This window comes from Parabacteroides sp. MSK.9.14 (assembly GCF_019041495.1).
Taxonomy (GTDB): domain Bacteria; phylum Bacteroidota; class Bacteroidia; order Bacteroidales; family Tannerellaceae; genus Parabacteroides; species Parabacteroides merdae.
This window is the reverse complement of sequence record NZ_JAHPXO010000152.1, coordinates 1-309: the sequence shown is the minus strand read 5'-3', so window position 1 is coordinate 309 and position 309 is coordinate 1. Positions and strand designations below refer to the sequence as shown.

Sequence of the window (309 nt, the reverse complement as noted above, 5' to 3'; positions counted from 1 at the left end):
CAGATGACATACGGGAGCTATGGGAAGGAGAATATACCTACCGGTGTATCCTTACCAATGATTTCGAATCCGATATAAGGGATGTCGTAGAGTTCTATAACCTGCGCGGTGGGAAGGAAAGAATCCTCGATGACATGAACAACGGGTTTGGATGGAAACATTTGCCAAAGTCATTCATGGCAGAAAATGCAGTATACCTGCTGATGACTGCATTGATAAGGAACTTCTACAAAACAATCATCCGAAAATTAAACGTTAAGGATTTTGGCCTATCCATATCGAGTCGTATTAAGACTTTCGTTTTCAAAT

At 40.8% G+C, this 309-nt stretch carries 1 protein-coding gene; it reads left to right on the top strand.

The features are described from left to right. On the top strand, positions 1-309 hold a 309-nt coding region (locus KTG12_RS21565), incomplete at both ends, for a transposase (protein WP_216945564.1).